13 protein-coding genes are annotated in these 21,907 nt (G+C 49.2%); 2 read left to right on the forward strand and 11 right to left on the reverse strand.

Translation table 11 applies throughout. From position 1 onward, the window contains the following. Positions 1-602: 602 nt before the first annotated feature. The 3 genes from QUB26_RS27235 to QUB26_RS27245 all read right to left on the reverse strand — a co-directional run bounded on the left by QUB26_RS27235 (position 603) and on the right by QUB26_RS27245 (position 4,325). Positions 603-1,304 (reverse strand): rhomboid family intramembrane serine protease, encoded by a 702-nt coding sequence (locus QUB26_RS27235; RefSeq protein ID WP_333320476.1) that lies wholly within the window; start codon positions 1,302-1,304, stop codon positions 603-605. A gap of 27 nt (positions 1,305-1,331) precedes the next feature. Continuing rightward, positions 1,332-2,978, reverse strand: a complete 1,647-nt coding sequence (locus QUB26_RS27240) for an alpha-amylase family protein (protein ID WP_333320478.1) — start codon at positions 2,976-2,978, stop codon at positions 1,332-1,334. A 123-nt stretch (positions 2,979-3,101) separates the two neighbouring features. Next, positions 3,102-4,325, reverse strand: coding sequence for a PQQ-dependent sugar dehydrogenase (locus QUB26_RS27245; RefSeq protein ID WP_333320480.1), 1,224 nt, complete (start codon positions 4,323-4,325; stop codon positions 3,102-3,104). Between the two features lie 688 nt (positions 4,326-5,013). Between QUB26_RS27245 and QUB26_RS27250 the strand changes: the two genes are divergently transcribed. Together QUB26_RS27250 and QUB26_RS27255 are read left to right on the forward strand one after the other, a co-directional pair. Continuing rightward, positions 5,014-6,357, forward strand: coding sequence for an amino acid permease (locus QUB26_RS27250; protein ID WP_333320482.1), 1,344 nt, complete (start codon positions 5,014-5,016; stop codon positions 6,355-6,357). Between the two features lie 25 nt (positions 6,358-6,382). Then, positions 6,383-7,048: a methyltransferase domain-containing protein gene (locus QUB26_RS27255; RefSeq protein ID WP_333320484.1), complete on the forward strand. Its 666-nt coding sequence runs from the start codon at positions 6,383-6,385 to the stop codon at positions 7,046-7,048. Between the two features lie 183 nt (positions 7,049-7,231). Here QUB26_RS27255 and QUB26_RS27260 read toward each other — a convergent pair whose 3' ends face one another. From QUB26_RS27260 to QUB26_RS27295, 8 genes are all read right to left on the reverse strand, one after another. Next, positions 7,232-8,452, reverse strand: a complete 1,221-nt coding sequence (locus QUB26_RS27260; protein ID WP_333320486.1) for a Rid family detoxifying hydrolase — start codon at positions 8,450-8,452, stop codon at positions 7,232-7,234. Positions 8,453-8,716: 264 nt separating this feature from the next. After that, positions 8,717-14,047 carry a response regulator gene (locus QUB26_RS27265; protein ID WP_333320488.1) on the reverse strand — a complete coding sequence of 1,777 codons (5,331 nt, stop codon included), beginning with the start codon at positions 14,045-14,047 and terminating at the stop codon, positions 8,717-8,719. 51 nt (positions 14,048-14,098) lie between these two features. Beyond that, on the reverse strand, positions 14,099-15,001 hold the full coding sequence (locus QUB26_RS27270; RefSeq protein WP_333320490.1) for an HNH endonuclease: 903 nt from the start codon (positions 14,999-15,001) through the stop codon (positions 14,099-14,101). 57 nt (positions 15,002-15,058) lie between these two features. After that, complete coding sequence (locus QUB26_RS27275; protein ID WP_333320492.1) at positions 15,059-18,154, reverse strand: methyl-accepting chemotaxis protein; 3,096 nt, start codon at positions 18,152-18,154, stop codon at positions 15,059-15,061. A 147-nt stretch (positions 18,155-18,301) separates the two neighbouring features. Beyond that, positions 18,302-18,835 carry a chemotaxis protein CheW gene (locus tag QUB26_RS27280; protein WP_039887356.1) on the reverse strand — a complete coding sequence of 178 codons (534 nt, stop codon included), beginning with the start codon at positions 18,833-18,835 and terminating at the stop codon, positions 18,302-18,304. A gap of 699 nt (positions 18,836-19,534) precedes the next feature. Next, a complete protein-coding gene (locus QUB26_RS27285) occupies positions 19,535-20,773 on the reverse strand; it encodes a response regulator (RefSeq protein ID WP_333056449.1) in 1,239 nt (412 codons plus the stop codon). Between the two features lie 358 nt (positions 20,774-21,131). Next, positions 21,132-21,299 carry a zinc ribbon domain-containing protein gene (locus tag QUB26_RS27290; protein WP_333320494.1) on the reverse strand — a complete coding sequence of 56 codons (168 nt, stop codon included), beginning with the start codon at positions 21,297-21,299 and terminating at the stop codon, positions 21,132-21,134. Positions 21,300-21,308: 9 nt separating this feature from the next. Next, the gene (locus QUB26_RS27295; RefSeq protein ID WP_333320496.1) at positions 21,309-21,830 is read right to left on the reverse strand and encodes a transposase; all 522 of its coding nucleotides are present in this window, start codon (positions 21,828-21,830) and stop codon (positions 21,309-21,311) included. Between the last annotated feature and the right edge of the window lie 77 nt (positions 21,831-21,907).

Raw genomic sequence — 21,907 nt, forward strand, 5'->3', positions numbered from 1 at the left:
TTTAAAAGTTTTTTTTAGTTATTTAGTAATGCACAAATTTAGGTGTTTGTCAAATTAATTTAGATGCGTTTACCCTGCATCCTATCAGACCCATTTACAAAAACAACTGACACACGCTCAGTTTATGTTTAAAATCTTGGTTGGCTTGATACAATCAGAAAAACAAGTCAATCGATTTAATCGATTTTAGATTTTAGATCTATAGTCCGGACAGTTTTTATCTAGCCCAATGGCTTATTCTCGCTTGACTTTGAACCACTGTGGATAATTAAATCAATGTCAGGTTAGAGCTGTTCCCACGGGTATTTCCCTATCCAAGAACAGCCGAAAGTCGCCGTCGCAAGCTACACAGATTTCTGGACAGACCTCAGTGCCAAAAATACGACAAAGGGAGTACAGGAAGGCGTGGGCGCAAGATGGAGAGCAGTGGGCAAATTATCTCGAACGATATTATGAATCTGTGCACGACTTAATAAAGTTAACTCGAAATAAGCGTTGCTTTTATCAACAGGTATAGGACTGCCACCCTGATTCTGTTTAGTTTGTAGACCTTTTTGTCACCCTCCCAGATTACTTGACTAATTGATTCATCGCTTCTGAAATTAACGCTCTTTTGACGCAAAGAGACCAAAGAGAGGACCCAGAAGGACACCAAAGACGAATCCTCCCGCATGTGCCCAGTAAGCAATACCACCACCTTCCATGCCGACATTACTGCGTATCTGCAAACTGGCAATACCGTACAAAGCTTGTTGGACAAACCAAAAACCCAGGAAGAAAATTGCCGGAATACGGAAAGTTGTTATAAAGAATCCTAACGGAAGCAAGGTCAGAATTTTAGCGTGAGGAAAGCGAAGAATGTAAGCTCCAAGGACACCCGCTATCGCCCCACTAGCTCCCAACGCAGGCACCGTAGACTGCATTGAGAAAAACCACTGCGCCAACCCTGCTAAGGCTCCACAAAGCAGATAGAAAATCAAAAACTTGATATGTCCCAACTGGTCTTCGATGTTGTTGCCAAATACCCACAAAAACAGCATATTCCCACCCAGATGCAAAAAACCTCCATGCAGAAACTGCGAGGTAATGAGTGTCATCGCTTGAAGTAGAATTTGTGTGAGATCACCACTTTGAAAACTGGTAGTTAATTGATTCGGAACAACCGCATAGGTTTGTACAAAACTCTGCAATTGCGGAGCCGATAAACTTGCCTCATACCAAAAAATAACGATGTTGATACCAATTAACCCATAATTGACGTAAGGAGTAATTCGGGTAGGATTGTTGTCGTGAAGGGGAACCACAATACTTCTTCCTTGTATGGAGATCGGTTAAAAAGGCTGGTTGCCCACGCGAAACCAATGGTAACCGTAGCCTTTGAGATGAATTTTATGAGAGGAATCCACGATCGCCTCATCCGGTCGATCTTCAAACAAATCAATCAAATATTTGTTAGCATCCTCTGTGAGTGTCAATGTCGCTGTACAGGCAGCTTCTGCCAGATTATGTACGGCAATAACCACCCTGCCCTCCCACTCACACCGATGGGCAAATACACTGGGGTGATTTGCCTCCAAGATTTGCCATGCGCCCCAACCAAACTCAGGGCATTCCTTCCGCACGCGGATGGCGCGTTCCATCCAGTTGATCAACGAGTCAGGGTTTCGACGTTGAACCTTGACATTCAAATGCTGGTAGCTGTATTCGCCTTCGGAAATAACAGGAAGGAGGAGTTGATCAGCCGCCGCCGTCGAAAATCCACCATTGGGCGCACTCGACCATTGCATTGGTGTCCGAGCCGGATCGCGCTCCTTCAATGATAAGTCATCGCCCATACCCAATTCTTCGCCATAGTTAATCACTGGCGTGCCTGGTAGGGTTAGCAGCAAACTATAGGTTAGTCGCAGTCGCTGAATATCGCCCTTGACCATAGGAGCAAATCGACGACGGATACCGCGATCGAAAATCCACATTCGATCGCGATCGGGCGCAAATGCCCCTGCAATTTCGTCTTGCTGAACACTGGAGAGTTGATCGAGCGACAGTTCATCATGATTGCGAATAAAGTTTGCCCATTGCCCAATGGGGGGGACATCTGGCAATTCTTTAAATGCTTCAATTAGTGGAGTTGCCGTTTCCTGTGCCAGGGCAAGCATTAAATGTTGATTTCCCCAAAAGTTAAACAGCATTTGCATCCGGTTGCCATCCCCAAAATACCTGGATAGTGCTTCGGGAGGTTCATTGGCTTCTGCCAGCAAAATCGCATCTCCCCGTCGCCAGGAAAGAAAATTCCGCAGTTCATCAATGTAGATGTAAGGATCATCGACTCGCTCACACAGGTTATCAGCCTGTCTCAGTTCAATGAGATAGGGAGCGGCATCAATCCGAAACCCAGATACGCCCAACGTCAACCAAAACCCCATGATTTTTTGAATCTCTATCCTGACTTCAGGATTAGTAATATTCAAGTCAGCCTGATGGTCATAGAACCGATGGGCATAATAGGCTTCTGCTTCTGGTTGATATGTCCACGTCGCTTTCTGAAAACCAGGGAAGATAATACCTTCTAGCAAATCCTGCGGTTTCTCTTTTGACCACAAGTAGTAGTTCCAGTATTTGGAGGTTTTATCTCTACAAGCTGCTTGAAACCAGGGGTGCTGATCTGATGTATGGTTGACAACCAAATCAACAATAACCCGAATTCCTCGTTCTTCTGCCCTACGGGTGAATGTAACAAAATCTCCCAATGTTCCTAAACGAGGATCGATGCTGTAGTAATCCATCACATCGTACCCATTATCTTTATTGGGAGATGGATAGAAAGGCATGAGCCAGATGCAAGTAACGCCCAACCCAGACAGATAATCAACGCGCTGAGTCAAGCCTGCAAAGTCACCAATGCCATCACCATTGGCATCCATGAAAGTTTTGACATCAATGCAATAGATGATGGCATTTTTGTACCAGAGATCCAGCATTAGAATTACCCATTCAACTCATAAAAGAACAGGTAAAGAAATCGCTTGAGCGATCGTAGTTCTCTACCTGTTTTCAATTTGAAGCCGAAAAGTGATCAGAAGGTGACAGGTTCAAAAACTTACTCAGCGAGTAATGCGAAGAATCTTGTCCTGTTCTGGTGGGCAAGTGCCGCGACCATCACAATTACTGGTGGTCACATACAATTCCCCATCGGGGCCCATAATCGCTTCTCTGAGCCGTCCCTGCTGCCCCTGCAAATACACTTCATGCTGCTGCACTTGACCCGATCGAGGATCAATGACAATTCGCTGCAATTGCTCTGCCCGCAGTCCTGCAACGATGAGGTTGCCTTTCCATTCAGGAATCGCATTGCCTGTGTAGATGGTGGCTCCTCCGGGGGGTAATGCCTGCTGCCACACGATCGCAGGGGTGACTAATCCTTGCTGTGATTCACAGCGGTAGATAGTGGGCCAGCCCAAATTATCACCTGCCTGGGCAACACTGACTTTATCGTGTCCCGATCGCCCTAACTCGCCACTGGGGCCATGATCGCTGACCCACAGAGTCGATACATTCACCCAATCAAACCCTTGAGTATTGCGAATCCCCAGGATATAAACAGGATTTCCTGGGAAGGGATTATCAGCGGGCACCTGGCCATCAGGGGTGACGCGCAAAATCTTGCCTGCAAGACTTTTGACATTCTGAGAAAGGTTTGGATCTCTGGCGTCTCCGGTGCCAATATAAAGCATCCCATCGGGACCAAACCGAATCCGTCCGCCGTTGTGGAATTGAGCAACGGGAATATTGTCAACAATGGTGCGATCGCGGGTTGCACTCACCCCATCCTGGGACAACTGCCAGCGTTCCACACGATTCACTGGAGTGCCATTTTGGTTAGCCGTGAAATATACATAAAAGAATCGGTTATTGGTAAAATCGGGATGAGCGGCAATGCCCAGTAATCCACCTTCACCGCGATCGCTGACATTGATGGTGGCGATCGCTTGGGGGCGCAGCTTGCCATTTTGCACTAGCCGCACCCGTCCCGATCGTTCAGAAACAAGCAGATCGCGGTTTGGTAAGAAGGCAATCCCCCAGGGAACATCCAGCCCTGTCACCACTTCCTCCACCCGTACACTCACCTGCCCCGGAGGACCAAACCCGTCTTCCACCAATTTGCAACTGGCTGGCTGGGCAGTTTGATTAGTTTGTGCCTGTTGCGCTTCACTACTGATTTGGACAGAAGCCGGTGTTTCGCGCACCTGCGTCTGGGGAGAAGTGCAGCCAACTAGACCCATGATGCTGAACATTAGTCCACTTTTAAGAATGTTTGTTCGTTTCATGCCTTTTTACCTACTAATTACTTTTGAGCTACGCTTCAATTTCCATCAATTTTTGTGAATCAAAGACAAGAGCTAACACCGCTGATCCACCTTTTCAAATCACTTTTTCTTGTAGACACGATCGATCGTCGTTTAATCACTTTTGAGCCAAAAATTTGCCGACAATACCAAGCCGTGATCTAGCAATCCAGTGCTTCTAACCATTCAACAACATGATTGCTATTGTGCAAGATCGTGTAGAGTTGCTCATCTTGCAAAAGGCTGAGTGCCGTTTCTGGATTATCTGTGCGGTTGTCTGATTGGCGATCGAAGCGCTCATGTATTGATTTCGTGACGCGGATTTGGTAGATGCTACCTCAACTGCAAGCAATGGTTCGTTCTGGTTTGATTATCCTGCAAACCATCGAAGCATGGGAACCTGTTCTGAGTCATTAATTGGAAAAATGTGGGGATTGTCACCTTTGAGTCACATTTGCTGTGGAAGCTAAGAGTAGACCTTGATTGTCAACCCTCTCCTAAATAGATTTTTAAGGATGAACAGTTCACGTTTCCAGCAACTCTTTTTATTTAATTTCTGGTATCGCAGGAATTCTAATTCTTCTGAGTCGGCGCCGGACTTTTGGGCAAAACGGAAATTGGTTTAAGCCTGGGTGTCGTAAAAAATTCTACTCGTTGAGAAGCTAAAACTGTGGATAGATTAGAGAACACTGCACTGGTGGAACGTAACGAACCCCAAACAGGGACTCCAAAACCCTCTATTAGTCTAATTGATGCGATCGCCCTGATTGTCGGGCTAGTAATCGGCGCAGGCATTTTTGAAACCCCTGCTCTGGTCGCTGCTAATACCGGAACGGTTGGTGGTGTCATAGGAGTCTGGCTGATGGGCGGTGTGGTGTCATTGCTGGGGGCACTTTGCTACGCCGAATTGGCCACGACATATCCCCATGTCGGCGGCAACTACTACTACTTGAAACGGGCATTGGGGCAACCGATCGCGGTTTTATTTGCCTGGGCACGCATGACCGTGATTCAGACTGGATCGATCGCGCTGCTGGCATTTGTGTTTGGCGACTATGCCTCTCAGCTACTTCCACTAGGTGGCTACTCCCCTGCAATTTACGCAGCACTCGCGATCGCCCTGCTCACAATGCTCAACATCATTGGACTGCGCCAGAGTAAAGGCCTCCAGAACGGGCTAGCGGTGATACTCGTTTTAGGCTTACTGCTGGTCATCGTAGTGGGTCTGGCATCCTCCCCTCCTCCCGTCTCGGCCCTTTCCTCCGATGCCTCCCGTACCTCTTCCTGGGGCTTAGCGCTGGTCTTCGTGCTGCTGTCCTATGGTGGTTGGAATGAAGCTGCTTACATTTCTGCCGAAATTCACAACCCACAGCGCAATATTTTGCGATCGTTCCTCTGGAGTATTGGCATCATTACAGGACTTTATCTGCTGATTAATCTGGCATATCTGCGGGGATTGGGTATCGCAGGCATGGCCGACTCTCAAGCCGTTGCATCAGATTTACTGCGGCGAGTGCTGGGTGAACCAGGAGCCGCGTTTGTGAGTTTACTGGTTGTGACCGCCACGCTGGGGTCGATCAACGCCAGCATCTTTACGGGGGCACGCAGCAGCTTTGCTCTGGGGCAGGATAGGTCTGCGTTTCGCTGGTTGGCACGCTGGCACCCGCATCCGAGTTCACCGACAACCGCTTATTTATTGCAAGGTGCGATCGCCCTGACGCTGATTGGGCTGGGAACCTTCACCCGCAAAGGATTTGAAACAATGGTGGACTACACTGCCCCCATTTTCTGGTTTTTCTTTTTGATCAGCACCCTGTCGTTAATTGTTTTACGCATTCGAGAACCCGATCGACTCCGCCCGTTTAGCGTACCGCTTTACCCGATCGTTCCCATAGTGTTCTGCGCCATTTGTGGCTATTTGCTCTATTCGAGTGTGGTCTATACAGGCATCGGCGCGATCGCAGGGATCATCGTTGTTCTACTGGGTCTTCCCTTTGTTCGTCAAAATACATAGCAATTTTTTTTGGAGATTTACGATCATGCAACTCAAAACCATTAGACAATCACTCTTTGTTGGCGTTAGCATTCTCAGTGTTGCTGCGATCGGCTGTACCCAACAACGTAACTTTGAGACAGTGGCTCCAACTCCGGCTGCCGCATCCCCAACTAATTCTGTTTCCGATGTGGCTCAAGCGACTCCTAGCCCCACAACAGAAGCTCCCACCCGTCAACCCGATGTCGTTTACGTTCCAACCCCTGTACCGGTTGTGAATGAAATGCTGCGGCTGGCAAACGTGCAAGCCAATGACGTAGTTTACGACTTGGGTAGTGGCGACGGTAGGATTGTGATTGCAGCCGCTCAAAAGGTTGGCGCGCGGGGCATTGGTATTGACATCAGCCCAGAACGCATTCGAGAAGCTAACGAGAACGCCAAAAAGGCTGGCGTGACCGATCGTGTCCAGTTTCGTCAGGAAGATTTATTCCAAACAGACTTCAGTGAGGCAACAGTTGTCACGCTTTACCTACTGCCAGAACTCAACGTAAAACTGCGCCCCAAATTACTCAGTCTAAAACCAGGTACGCGCATTGTGTCCCATGAATTCGATATGGGCGACTGGAAACCTGAGCAGGTAGTAAAAGTGGACGGCAGAACTGTCTACTACTGGGTTGTACCTGAAACTCCTCCTGCTAATTTGAAGAAGTAAGGATCGCGAATTAAATAACTTACAATTTTAATTGTTATTGTGGGATGGGCGTCCCGCCCGTCCCACAATCTTGTGGAAGTTATTTAATTCTCATTCCTAAGACTATTGCAGCTTGAGGAGTCAGACTCTATATAGCTGGCACGTCGATCCGATCGACGTGCTAGGTCAGCACACTAACTCACGTTAAATAACCGCAATACAGTCAATCTCAACTAACACATCTTTCGGCAAACGCGAAACCTCCACACAAGCGCGCGCCGGTGCAGTTTCCGCATCAAAATATTTCGCATAAACCGCATTCACGGCGGCAAAATCATTCATATCTTTGAGGAAAACCGTAGTTTTTACCACATCTAACCAAGTAGCGCCGGCTTCTGTGAGAATGGCTTCGAGATTTGCCATGACTTGTTCGGTTTGTTTTGCCACGTCGTCGGTGTAGACGATATCGTTTAGTCTAATGTCGATCGCAATTTGACCTGCTACAAACAGCATAGTGCCCGTAGCGGCGATCGCTTGATTGTAAGGGCCCACGGGTGCCGGTGCTTTGTCAGTACGAATAATTTTGCGCGTCATAGATGTCATTTTTTGGGATAATTTTTCCGAAGTTTCTTGATTGTAGATTTCTCCATCAGGCATGATAGCACCAGTGAAGTCTGCATTCTCAATACTTACTGCATAAATGTTTGCATCTGTCAATTCTGCTTGTTTCAGGTTGGCTCCATCCAGGTTTGCTTTAATCAAGTTTGCCCCTTGCAGATTGGCTGCTTCCAGACTTGCACCTTGCAGGCTCGATTTTTTGAGATTTGTGCCTTGAATATCAGCTCCAACCAGATAAGCTTCATCCAAATTCGCCCATGATAAGTTAGATTTAGAGAGCTTAGTTAACTGGAGTTTAGCTCCCTGTAAATTTGCGCTTTGAAGCGTCACACCAGTTAGGTCTGCCCGACTTAAATCAGCTTTAGTCAAGTCTGCTTGGGTCAAGATTGCACTACTTAGGGTGGCTTTACTGAGGTTTGCCTCAATCAATGAAGTTCTAGTTAAATTTGCACTACTCAAGTTAGCACCGCTAAGGTTTGCCTCCTTTAAGTTGGCATCCCATAACTTAGAATTATTGAGGCACGCTCCGCTTAAGTTAGCACCGCTAAGGTTGGCAGAAATCAGATTTTGTACACCTCCCAGCACTCCACTCAAATTTGCTCCTGTCAGGTTTGCCTTACTAAGATTTGTATTGCCAAGGTTTGCCTTGGTCAAGATTGCCTCACTCAAGTCAGCTCCCGTCAAATTTGCACTATATAAGTCTATTCCGCTCAGCTTTGCACCTTTGAGGTCTACCCCACTTAACTCTGCTTTTTGAAAGTTGCGCTGTCCTGCGGCATATTTTTCTAAAAGTTCTTTAGCATCCATAAATAACCTCGATCGCCCTTCCGCTAAACCCCACTGTCCCAGCCTACCACCAAAACCGAAAGCGCGAGCTAAATCTGCGTCAATCCGCGTCTATCAATTCTTATCTGCGGTTAAGAAATTCCCTTTTTCAACCGCAGATATAGGCAGATAAAGACAGATAAACGCAGATGAATTAGAGATTATCTGCGTTAATCAGCGTCAATCCATTTTCATCTGCGGTTAAGAAATTCCTTTTTTAACCGCAGATAAAAGCAGGTTTACACATTACACACCAACCGGAGCACCAACAACCTCACCTTTCAACATCCGAGAAGCAGCATCAAGCAATTGCTCCTCCAAATAAGGCTTAGTGAAATAGCCTTTCGCGCCCAAACTATAAGCCATTTGGCGGTGTCTGTCAGCACCGCGAGAAGTTAGCATCGCGATCGGCAATTCACACAAAACCGCATCCTTCTGCATCCGAGAAAGTAGTTCCAAACCATCCATTCTCGGCATTTCAATATCGCAGAAAACGATATCGCAAGGCAGACCAGATTTCATCTTTTCCCAAGCTTCCTTACCGTCGCGAGCTTCTTCTACACGATAGCCAGACTTCTCAAAAGTAATCGACAATAGCGATCGCACCGTAATCGAGTCATCCACAATCAGTACAGTCGGCTCAGTCTTCTCGATTTCCGCCTCCTTAGTAGCCTTCTCGCCCTCATCCCAAAGCGTACCGCCAGTGTCCTTCCGCAGCCTTCCAGTAGCCAAATCGATCAGCTCCAGAACGTCCGCAATCGCCACGATCCGACCGTCCCCGAGCACGGTGGCCCCAGCAATCCCGATCGGCTTCGGCACCGGCCCCTCCAACGGCTTGATCACAATTTCCTGTTCCGTCGAAACCTGATCCACCTGTACCGCCAAGAAATTGCCAGCAGAGCGCAGCACGATTACCGAAATCATGTCATCGTCAGTATTAAACCCGTAAACACTGCCCCGACCCAAATGGCGACTGTAAGCCAGCAAATCCCGCAGCGGCCGGAACGGCAAGCTTTGACCCCGCCACTCAATGCAAGGCAAACCATCCGCCCCCGTCGTTACCTGATCGCGAGGCACATCGATCATATCTTCGACCCCATCCATCGGGAAAGCAATGCGAGCTCGATCGCTAATGCAAGTCAGAGCCTTAGAAATGCTCAATACCAGAGGTAAACGGATGGTAAACACAGTCCCCTTGCCGATGGTTGAATCGATCGACACAGTGCCCCGAATTTCCTGCAAGGAAGTCTGCACCACATTCATACCGACCCCCCGGCCGGCGTACTCCGTCGCCTGTTCCTGAGTGCTGAAACCCGGCATAAACAGCAAATCGTAAACTTCCGAGCGAGACATCCTCTGAGCCTGAGCCGCCGTCAGCATACCCTGCTTAATCGCCTTCGCCTTCACCCTTTGCGGGTCAATTCCCGCCCCGTCGTCAGAAACCGAAACTACCGTTTGGTTCCCTTGGTGGAAAGCGCGAATCGTAATCCTGCCGACTGCAGGCTTCCCAGCCGCCAGACGCACTTCCGGCGCTTCGATCCCGTGAGTAATCGCATTGTTCACCAAATGAGTCATCGGGTCATATAGCTGATCCACAATCATCTTGTCGATCAAAATCTCCTTACCCTCAACCTGCAACTGAGCCTGCTTCCCGCACTTAATCGCGATTTCCCGCACCGCCCGGAACAGCCTGTCCGTCGTCTCCGCAAACGGCTTCATCCGGGCGCGAGTCAAACCTTCTTGCAGTTGAGTCGTAACTTGTCGCAGTTGGCGAGTCACCTGATCCGCCTCATCCACCAAAAACTCAATGTCCGCCGCCGACTCCCGCACCCGCACGATCAGCTCAATAATCTCTTGAGCCAAACTGTGGAAAGGAGTAAACCTGTCCATTTCCTCTGGTCTCCAGGCACTTTCGCGGGTGTGCGCCGAATCCTCAGAGCGCCAGGCCGATCGGTGTCCCTGCCGGTTTGCCAGCAAAGCAATCTCCAAAAGACTCCGCTCGTAGAAATCCTGAGTCCGCTGGCTCACATCGCTCAGCAGCGCAACCTGGTGCAGCAAATTGTCCAAAAACTGCCGCATCCGTTCTTGGTCTTGCTCCAAACTGTTGCGGTTTACCACCAGTTCCCCCATCAAATTGCTGAGGTTATCCAGTTGCTTGACCGGCACCCGCATCGTCTGGTCGCCGAACCCGCCCGCGCGGGCATTCCGCCTGGGTCTGTTGATCGCCGACGGCCCCATATTGCCTTCCCCTTGGCGGCCGCTGTCCTTGGGATCTTCGAGCAGTTTTTCTAAATCCCCAAATTCGTCGTCGCTCTCATCGGCAGCAGTGCGCGGAGCTTTACTAGCAGTTGTCGCCGGTAGCCCGTGAATTTCCGGCATAGTTGCGCTCTCGCTGAGGAGTTCTTCAAGATCCGAGAAAACTTCTGTATTTACCGGACTCTGATTTGTACTCGCAGAAGCTGCTATGACAGCTCCCGCACCGCCTGCAATTAACAGTGCTTCTAAATCGTCAAAATTGCCTTCAGAATCATCCTCATCGCCTGATTCGCCATCGCCAAAAAAGTCTGCCAGCGACCCCTCATCTAACTCCGAGGCATCGGCCTGGGCTGACTCGTCCTCAGCGTCCCAAAAGCCCGTCGTCAGTTCCGAAGTCACCAAAACCTCAGCATCGATCGAATCCAACAAATCATCAAAACCCTCCAACTCTGCGTTGTTGAGAGTAGCGCCGGTTTCCATCGCCGAGAGCAAGTCAGCATCGCCATCAAACATACCATCGAGAGATTCAGCAGGCAGCGGCTCTAAATCCACACTCGAAAAATCAGTTTCCAGGGCATCAAACAAATCATCTTCGCCCTCATACTCCCCGGCGACATCTGTTTCGGCTCGATCGAACAAATCAGCACTCACCCCGCCTGCCAAACCATCGGGCAGTTCGGCCGACAATTCTTCCTCATCATGAGCCGCGCCCTCATCTGGCGCCACTACAGCATCGGGCTGCTGCACCAGCCCTTCCCCAAACATATCCTCCAAGAAATCGAAAGCTGCGCCCTCATCAGATTCGAGATTTGAAATTTCCGACTCAGGACGATCGTCGGACAAAGCCCCAAGTTCAACCTCTGCCGAATTTGCCAAGCCTTGGTCGGAAACCGCCGCACCATTGTTATTATTGTCGAACAAACTCCCCAAGTCGCCCTCATCAACTCCCAAATCCGCACTCAGCAATTCTGAATCCCCATCCTTGGGCCAACCCCCACGGGCTTGCCCCGAAGCTTCTCCCTCATACTCCGTACCCGTAGGTACAGAACCGAAAAGCTCAGCCAAATCGGCAGCTTCTCGGGAAGTAGCCACTCCTTGCCGATCCCGCACAGTCTGTTCATCCTCAGAAATCGCGTCCGAGGTCATATCCCCAAACAGCGCATCCAAATCCGTATCGTCCCCTTCCAGGTTGAGCGATTGCACAGACTCGTCTTCCAGGCCGAAAGCATCTTCTAGCCAGTTTTCATCTGCAGAGATATCTAAATCAGAATTTGATGTCATGTTAAGAACGTTGCCCATTTCCTCATTTTGTGCGGTGCCTGCAGCTTGAGCTCGATCGCCCCCGTTCTCCCCACCTTCGTCTTCTGAAGAAAGGAAATTAGAAGTAATCCCCAACAACTCGCTCAAATCCGAATCCTCGCCAAGCTCAGAGAACAACTCGAAATCATCCATTTCAGGCAGAACAACCGCTTCGGCCTCCGCTGAATCATTGCCCCCCCTTGCTGCAGGCTTCTTCGATTCTCCGTCTAAAGCCTCAGACTTCAGGGAATACTCCGAAGAGATTGCCGGCCCACCTGTTTCCTCAGATAAGCCTAAATCGCCGAACAAGTTCTCGAAATCAGCATTGTCCTCCGTACCACCAGCAGAAGTTTGGGCCGCCACTTCGTCCAACAGCGTACCGAGAGCATCTTCGTCCGCTTGTCCCCTCGCTGGGGCCACCGTGTCGGATCGCCGCTCCAAACCGCCCCTACCGTTACCCGTTTTAACCTGGTTGCGGGTTAACCGCTGGCTCGAACCCGCATTTTTCCGATCGGCAGCTACTGTCGAGCCCTCTGCCTCCTCTCCAAACAGCAAATCCTCCCCAAACAAACTCGTCAGGTCATCAATCGGAGGCGTCCTATTCGTTTCGGAACTTTCCGCATCGTATTCGTCAAACAACAAATCAGTAAAATCGCCGGAATTGTCATCATCGTCTAACCCCAGCATTCGGGCCGCCGATATCCCAGAAGAGTGTGCATAGTCGAGGTCTTCTTCTTCTTCCCAAGCGCCGTCGAGATCCGGGGACTCGCCGTCAAACAAGTCAGCTAAAGTGTTGAGTTCTGCCGCGCCCACTTCCGGGCCCGTGCGGGTCGAGCCTCTAAAAGCACCCGTCTCTATATCCGATTCTGCGAAGGCGGAATCTTCGTCGAACTGGGACAATCGAATGCCATTGTCATCGTTGCTGTCGCCGCTGTCGAGTTGGTCGAACAGCTCGTCTATACTCAGCCCAGAAATAGTCGGCAGCAACTTGTTCAATCCATCCTGGGCATCGCCCGAACCCACCAGATCCCAGGCTTCATCTTCAACAGAAACCACATTTTTCCCGGATTTACTCGTCGGTTGAGCGAAGGCCAGCAAATCTTCAAAATCTGTTTCTGGAACCAGAACAGCCGGCTGCAGCGACAGAAGTTTTGCGCTTGGGGCGATCGACGATTCTAGACCAGAAATTACCAGTTCTTGGGCTTGTTTGATGTCTTTGATCACCGTTGGGGCTAAGGTGCGGTAGGTATTTTCTGGGTTGGCGATCGCCTTGGATACAGCTTGGATCAATTCTATCCAGCAGGGCAGTTCAAATTCTTCCCCCGCCCTGAGCAAGTTCCGACAAATGTTCTTAAGTTGCCGCCTGCTTTCTGGCCCCTCCGGCTGTTTAAACTCTTGCAGGAGTTCCCGCATCCTCGCCGGCACGTCCGAGTCAAATACTAGCTGCAGCGCGCTGTCTTCTGTGGCTCTGGCATCAGGTGCGTAAACTGACCGCGAATCTGGAAAACTCCTTGATGAGGCAAACGCCCCGACTCCCACCCCCGCCATAACTGGTTCGGGTACTGGCATCGCGTAGCTCTCGTCTGCATGGTGTTCTCCGTGTCCAACGAGTCCCCCCAAGTGCCCATTAAGTTCTTCAAATACTGGTTCTAATTCTCGAACCATCTGTTCTCCCAATTCTTCTGTCAGTCCAAAAGGCCCCGACAGTTGCTCTAACAGCCCTTGCAATGTGTCAAAAATTCGCAGAAAAAGGGACTCTAGCTGTTGGTCTACTTTAACGCTGCACTCTTTTAATACTTTAAAACTATCTTCTAGTCGGTGAGCTGTTTGCTGAATGCTCGTCAGCCCCAGCATTGCTGCTCCTCCTTTGACAGAGTGAGCGGCCCTAAATACTTCGTTGACCAGTTCGGGGTCTTCGATCGTGGTTTGCAGATTCAGCAACCCTTGTTCGATCGTATTGAGGTGGTCTTTTGCCTCCTCAATAAAGTAGCCCATTATCCTCTGTTGTTGCTCCGGTAGCATAGTTTTATTCCTGATTTTAATCGTTATTGTATTGGGTCTATGTTAGTAGTTCTAGAGAATGTCTCTGTATATCTCGCCCCTTGCCAAGAGAATAATCTGACTGCGAGATATGGCAAATGTCCTGGCTATTTTTCTTTTCGATATGCCCTCACTTAAAAGATAGCGAATCTTTCGCACCTGTTCGGGTTGGAGTTTGCGGTTAGGACATATCTTGCCGGGAACGAAAGGAAAGCGGTTTTTTTCTATAGCATCGCGGGAGTTATCGGCGGGGGTTCCTTCCCACAAATGGTCGGGATTGACACAACCGCGATCGTCGCAACTGTGACACGCAAAATAACCGGGTTTAACAGGCCTTCCCAGTTTGTGTTCCAGTACAAGTCTGTGGGGATAGAAACTTTGATTTTTCCCGTTAATCTTAATAGTTTTCACCGAGTAACCATCACTTCTTTTAGCCAACGTACAAATCATGCAGCCGTTCGGCTGTATTTCAGCGCGAATACCTGGAATTACTTCTATGCCTCGCACTTGTTTTTGAGGTTTCGGCGCCGATGTACTTCCCACATCTTTAATACGTCCTTTTTTAAACCTATCTTGAGAATTTTCCAGCCGAGAACCTTCCCACAAATGGTTAGGATTAATGCAGTTGCGGACATCGCAAGTATGGCAAGCAAAGTATTCCGGTCTAATCGGACGACCTAAGATATTTTCTAATACTAAACGGTGGACAGTAAACGTTTTCCATTCACCGTTAATGCGAAGTCTTTTGTTTGCATAGCCACTGCTAGATTTGGTTAGGGTAGAGATAATACAGCCCGTCGGCTGAACTTCACCAAATATGCCCGGTATTACCTCTACTATGTTATCGTCCATCTGTGCAACTCCTACTTCCTTTAGGTGTTGAATTGGCATCCCCGCAGGGGTTTCAAGACTGCGAGGTTGCTTTTTGTATGCCATTATTGCCACACTAACGTGCTTGTAAATCAGCCCGCAAAAAAAGCATGAGACAATTGATTATTGTCTTTCTGCTGTTTCTACTCGGAATCTTTCCACCGATGTCAAAAGGTCGCGAGCAACGCCCACCAAATTTTGCAAAGCACCAGAAACTCGCTGCGCTTCTTGGGAGGTTTCCTGAGCGGTCAGCTCGACTGCTTGCATCACAGAAGCTACGGCGCGAGCTGTTTCGTTTTGCTCTACAGTGTCGGCAGTAATCGATCGCACTAACACGTCAATTCGATTAGTAACTTGAATGATATCTTCAAGCGATCGCTTCGCCTGTTCTGCCAATCTTGTCCCCTCAATAACCTGCTGCGTCCCTTCTTCCATCGCCGTCATTACCGCGCCGGTTTCGCTTTGAATTTGCATCACGATCTGTTCGATTTCTTTCAAAGACTTAGCCGATCGGTCTGCCAATTGTCGCACCTCGTCTGCCACGATCGCAAAACCCCTGCCCGCTTCCCCAGCTCTCGCCGCCTCAATACTGGCGTTGAGGGCCAACAAATTCGTCCGGGAGGCGATCGTCGCAATTAAAGCCACAATCTTAGAAATTTCTTGAGAAGCTTCCGCCAACCTCTTGACTTTTCTCGTGGTTTCTGCTACTGTTTCGCGAATTTCCAAAATCCCGGCCACCGTCCGCTCCACAGCCTCGCCCCCTTTCAGAGCCGTTGCCGCCGCGCCCCGGGCCACTTCTTCCGCCTCTCTAGCGCTCTCTGCGACCCGCTGAATCGCATCGGTGAGGACTTGCACCGAATTCAGCGTTGCCGCCAGTTCCTCAGCTTGCCGCAGCGCGTCGGAAGACAAATCGCCCGCAAACTTAGCACTATCTGTCGCGCCTTTGCTGACCTCCCGAGCCGCCTGCTTCACCTGATGGACAATTTCGCGCAGATTTTGAATTGTCAAGTTAAACGAGTCAGCAACAGCACCCAAAACGTCTGCGGTCACTTCTGCCGTCACCGTCAAGTCACCCCGGGCCGCTCCTTCCACGTCGTCTAGCAAGCGAATCACTTGGCGCTGCAAGTCTTCTTTTGCCTGTTCCTGCTCGTCAGACTTGCGCCTAGTATCGCTAATCGTGGTTTGGATGACCTTCGCCATGTGGTTGAATTTAGCAGCCATTTTGCCAAATTCATCTTCCGAGTAAACCGTAGCGCGAGCGTCCAAAGTTCCTTGAGATACCGCATCGAACTGAGCTTGCAAATTGTCCGACGACTTGCGTACCTGCTTGGCGATCAACTGGCCGATGCCCCAAGAAGTTAAAAAGCTGGTAAAGCCTGCGGCTGCAGTCATTACCCAGCCTGTTTGGCGCAGGTAAACAATCGCCTCCGGTTTGTCTTGCCGCAGAGCTTGATAGGAGGCAATGTTGGTGACGAAAGCCACAGCTACCAGAGAAACAAGTCCCGCCCCGATTGCCGTGTACAACTGTTTTGTAAACAAAGGGGCATTTTCCAAGAAAGCCAGTCCCCCCTGTTCTACTGTTACCGAAGTATCGAGCGCTTCTGTTTCTGTGGGAGAAAAACTCGACACAGACGTATCAGCCGGGCCACTTATGCTAAATATTTCGTCATCCCGAATTGCTGAGCCATCACTGTTGTCAAAGTCCAGGCTGCTGCCTGTCGTTCCCATCATGCCGCTGGTCGAGTTGCCGAAATTGGTGTTACCTCTAGTCAAGATCGAACTGGTGGCATCTTCTGAGATATCAAAGTCCGGCAAATTTCCCAAATCGTCAAATTCGTCAAATTCGTCTAAAAAGTCGCTGTGTTCTTGAGCGTTCCCAGTTTTTGACGACCAGGCGCTGTTGTTCTTGTCGGAAGCCCCGAAAGCTGTTGCTTGTTCGTTTTCGTCGAAAGAGAAAGAATCGCTAAAAGCGTCGTCTTCAAAAGCATCTAACTCGAAGTTGTCTGTAGAGCCAAATGCCGGGGGTTCCGAGTCGCTGTAACCGTTGCTGTTGGAGGAGGCTGGATCGACTGAATTAAATTGTCCCCGGCTCGACCTTTGACTTTGAGAGTTGGGGACAGCACCTCCCATCAACAGCGTTTCGTCTTCCGCCAGCGAATAGTTTGACGAGTAGTCCGACCCGTTATTCGACTGTTTGTTTTGAGGTCTAGAAGACCCGAAACCCGACGAGGGCATCGCCTCGGCAAAGGGGTCTTCATCTTCGACCCCAGGTGTGTTGTGACCGTAATTTTGGCCAATCTGGGGCGGGGATTGGTAGTCGTAGTCGGAGTTATTGTCGAATTCGTCTGGCAAATCGAGCGCACCAAAAGGTTCGCCAAAATTGTCCGAGGGCCCGATGGGGGAGTCTAGTTGGTTCGAGTCGAAGGAATTCCCGCTTTCTGAAGAGGCAAAACTTTGACCGTTGAGCATCTGAGTCGGAGCTTCGGAAAACGAATCTCCTGAGTAAGGTGCGCTTGAACCAGAAACTTTGCTGCTAGACAAGTCAGCACCATCAAACCCTCCATCATCTAAGGCAAAAGGGTCTCCAAAGTCCGAGTCGGCAAACTCGTCTATGCCGTCTAGCGAGCCGGAGTTCTCAGCATAAGCTGCCATTCCGCCGCTGTCGCCACCAAAGGGGTTAGAATGTGAGGCTAAATCTGGGACTGAGCCTGCGCCATCGTCGTCTTCTGGTTCCCATCCCAAGCCACTCATGCCTAAGTCGGCCAAGTCCTCGTTTTCCATGTCGTCTGGGGATTGACTTCTATAGGAAAGGGATGGGGAATTTCCTTGAAAAAGTCCCAAATCCGGGTCTTCTAACCCTTCATCAAGAGATAAGTCTGGATAGAATTCTAATTCAGTTTCAGCAGACAAAGCCTCGAAATTTTCAGTTTCTAGTTCTCCAGATAAAAATTGGTCTGTGTAGGTAATTCCGCTGTGAGCGTGTTCTACCAAACTCTGGTCATCACTCAGACCTAGCACAACCGTGTACTGTTCCCGCGCCACCTCATACTGTTGCAGTCCGTAGCAGTAAATGTGTCCGCACAGCAGGCGAGCGCTGGGGTCTTCGGGAAAATCTTCTACTAATTGATAAACTAGGGCTGCGGCTTCTGAATAATTGCCATCCATGTAGGCCGCTTCTGCCCGTTGGTAGTCCTGCTGAAAGTTGGTACTTGTTGCCATTTGCCGCCCTCTTTGGATTTTAGATTTTAGATTTGAGATTTTTGATTTTTATCTTGAATTGAATGTTTAGATGCGCGCCTCACGTCGTGTGACTGTTTATGATTAGACCTCAATCGAAAATCGCAAATCGCAAATCTAAAATCGATTTCACGCTGCCCACCGCGCCGAGCGCAGAATTTTCACTTGATCTAGCAGTCGGAGCACTTTCTGAGCTGGTGCACCTAACATCCATTCTCCCCTCAGAAATGGAATCATGCCGTCTGGTGCATTGTTCTGAGAGTGCAGTTGCTCTACGTCGAGCCAGTCCATCCCCACAATTCGATCGACTGCCAGCCCCAAAATCGTGTCTTGGTCTTCCACAGCCACGATCGGGATTTCGGGTCTATCTGTGTTCAGAGGTGTTTGGTCTCCCAGAAATTGGCCGAGGTCTGCCACCCAAATCACTCGTCCTCTCATATTTAGCGTACCTAAAAGCAAAGAGGAAACGTTGGGGATCGGTGTCATGCGGTCTGGGGACGGGGATAGTACCTCTCTAATCCCTGTCGCTGGCAGAGCGAACTCGTTCCCCGAAGGAACGTAGAACCGCAGGTGCAGCTCTCCTTCGGGAGTTTCTAGTTCTTGGAATTCCGGAGCCGGATCTACGCCTAGTCCTGGTAATATAAAGTCTGGGCTACCGCTAATCATAATTCTGACACCTGCATTTCTAGCAAAATTGTTGAGGTTTCCCGCCAAGAAGAAGCCGATCGAAACTTCGATGGTCGAAACTTGACACAGCCAAGCTTGACACAGCCAAGGGGTGAATGGCGCTACTGCCGGAGGTACTTGGCAATAAATTTGTTCCGTCAATAATTGACTGCCAGCAATAAATTCGCGCGACCAATGCTTACAAATTAGCTCAAATCGACTACGAACAATTAATTTGAAACCCCTAAAGCTTCACTTTGTAATCCCACCGCCGTCTCAATTGGTAAAACTCTGGGTAATTTCTGCGATGAATGCTAAACCGATACTGGGATTAGCGAGGAGTTGTTGACATGGCTGATGTCCCGACAATCATGAACGGAGTCAGTTAAGACTGAGAATTGGACTCTCTGACTTTGTACAGAAATACCTAGCAATAAGTAGCTCTGTACATCAGTTTTTCGGAGCGGCTGCAAGTGGAGAACAAGTATATTATATTTGCACTTTGAGCGTGTTAGACCCACTTGGGTCTAGAAATTGAACAGAGTTTTACCGACGCCCTTATGCCAGCGCGCGGATTTATACATTCTAGTTTATGGTGCGATCGCCCATAGTACGTCCAGCTTTCTCTTTGTGGTGGCCGAGACTCGATCTAACCGCAGGTACAAAAAAGCTCCCATCATGCCATGGGGGCGAAACTTATTTTTCTTCTAATTGGTCTTCTAGCGATCGGTCTAATAATCTTTCCGAGAGATTGACCCGAGGGTAGCCTGGGCCCACATATTTTTCTACCAGCATCAATAACTCGCTTTCACCAAAAGGTTTAGTGTAAAAGTCTGTAGCTCCGGCCATGCGGGCTTTAACGCGATCGATAAATCCGTCGATGCCCGTCAACATCACGATCGGCGTCTGCCGGAAAGCGCTAGAACTACGCAGCATAGCGCAAATTTCGTAGCCGTCGAGTTCCGGCATGGCGATGTCACACAGAATTAAATCGGGTTTGAGTGGAAACACCAAACTCAGGGCTTGGAGGGGATTGCCGATCGTAGTAGCTTCATAACCGTGTTCATTTAAAATTGACTCAACTGTTTTGCGAATAGTATTGTCGTCGTCAATACAGACAACTCTGGGAACTTTGGTTTCTGGGGACGACCATTCTTTTTTATTGTTGGTGGGGGCAACAGAGGGTTCGTAAAATACTTGCACCAATCCCTGCTGCACAAAGGGGTAAATCGCCTTAGCGACAGTGAGCACGTCTCGGTTGAGGTAGCGCGCCATTTGGCGGATCGAAGTGTGCCCGTCGGCCCAGCGTCTGAGAGTATTAAAGGTGTTGACAGGCAGCGCGACTCGCAGCTCGGAGGGATCTGAAATCACCGGGCATTGGTTGGGCGACTGAATGTGAGGGTGAAACTGCTTCCACTGCTGCACCTGTTTGACAATCTTGGCCAGGAGCGAACTAATTTCTAAGCTGGTCAGTTGAGGAGCCAAAGCTGGGCCCATTTCAAAAGTGAAGGAACCCTGGTGGAGACTGAGCAAGTCAAATAGGGTTTCGTGGATCATGCTCTGGATGATGTTGCGGCCTTGAGCTGGGGTGAGGATGTGGTTTTCTAGCAGGGCCCATAGGTAGCCGTATTCTGGGGCATTGGTAGATGCCATATAGGGAACTTGGATTTTGTCGAGGGCGGTATCTGCTTTGTAGCGGCGCAGGTAGTCGCGCAAGCGAAACAAACTGCCCGCACTCTGGGTAGCGTAAATAATCTGACCGTTGAAGCAGAAGACATACCAGGATTGTCCTGCAAGGGAGCGCGAGGTAGGTTGAGTACCCGTGCCGCTGCCGGTGGAGGTGTAGGCCTCTACGAACAGTTCTCCGGTTCGCTGGCCTAACTCAATCAATTGCAGGATGCTGCGGATGTCTATTTCACTCAAATTTCCCTGCATGCAGCTAAAATGTCCTCCTTAAAACCGTTGGCGTCTGAGATCGGAAAGACTGTGTGCTGGCGAAAACATTGACTTTAGTTTCCGTCAATAATTTACGCGCTGATGCCGATCTCACAATTGGGAATTGACGAAAGGGCGATACTTGCTGCCGGGTCTCGGCCGCGCTACCAGTCCACAAGCTGAAACCGCGCAACTCGCGGCATTCTCTAAGTGTAGAGTTTCACCTTGTATTCCGTTACATAAGACCTACTCACATCTACTCATGACTAGACAAGTCTACTCAGTAGTATTGTAAAGCTTACTTCCTGTTTCATCCTGGCGGTGTCGAAACTCACCAGTCCACAGGCACGAGCCCCGCCTAACTGACGGTTTTTGACAAATTAATTGCCGCGTTTAAGTCACGGTCAATCACCAATCCGCAATAGGAGCATTCAAACACTCTCTCGCTCAAGGAAAGTGTTTCTTTTTTTGTTCCACAGTTAGAACAGGTTTTACTGGACGGGAACCAACGGTCAGCAATTACCAACTTTGAACCTTACAACTCGCATTTGTAGGTTAACGGGCGGCGAAACTCAAAGAATCCCAGAGCGGCAACAGACGCAGCCAACTTATGATTAGCCATCATTCCGCTTACATTCAAATCCTCTATGACCATTAAACCGTGATTTTGGGCAAGTAATGTCGTCAAGTTATGTAACGTATTTTTACGTGTGTTAGCTATTTTTTTATGCAGTCTCGCTATCTTGAGTTGCGCTTTTTGACCGTTGCTTGAACCGATCATTTTAGGGCGGTTTAGCCCTTGCCTTCTTGACCTTTTGGCTGCATATTTTGGGTAGGATTTTGCCCCAGCAATTACTTCACCTGTTGAGAGAGTAGCTAATGCTTTAATGCCGAGGTCAACTCTGAAAATGCTTGTATTGCCTGATTCCTGCTGTTGGGCGTCAAACCGCCAACTGATAAACCACCTGTCGGGTTGACGGGATATCGTGCAAGACTTGGTTAATACTTGTGGCAATCTTTCATAAGTTTTCAAAATGCCAATAACAGGAAATTGAATGGGAGCATCCCGGTTTTGTAAATGGTTAAAAGTATGATAAGAGCCAAAATTTTTCGCCCTCCGCTATATGATAGAAC

The organism is Microcoleus sp. B4-C1 (assembly GCF_036705285.1).
Taxonomy (GTDB): Bacteria; Cyanobacteriota; Cyanobacteriia; order Cyanobacteriales; family Microcoleaceae; genus Microcoleus.